Below are 250 nucleotides of genomic sequence, written 5' to 3'. Positions count from 1 at the left end.
TCTTGTGCTCACGCTGCCGAGAAAAGCCTCTAGCCAGGCGAAGGTGCCCGTACCGCAAACCGACACAGGTAGGCGAGAAGAGAATTCTAAGGCGCGCGGAAGAACTCTCGTTAAGGAACTCGGCAAAATGACCCCGTAACTTCGGGAGAAGGGGTGCCTCGGTAGGGTGAATAGCCCGAGGGGGCCGCAGTGAATAGGCCCAAGCGACTGTTTAGCAAAAACACAGGTCTGTGCGAAGCCGTAAGGCGAA

Annotated in this window: 1 rRNA gene; it reads left to right on the top strand. The window is 56.8% G+C overall.

The features are described from left to right. A 23S ribosomal RNA gene (locus LKX83_RS32715) occupies positions 1-250 on the top strand; the annotation flags it as partial.

Origin of the sequence: Cohnella baijiui (assembly GCF_020731285.1) — a bacterium.
Lineage (GTDB): Bacteria > Bacillota > Bacilli > Paenibacillales > Paenibacillaceae > Cohnella.
The sequence above is the reverse complement of the archived record's forward strand: the minus strand, read 5'-3'. Positions and strand labels throughout refer to the sequence as shown.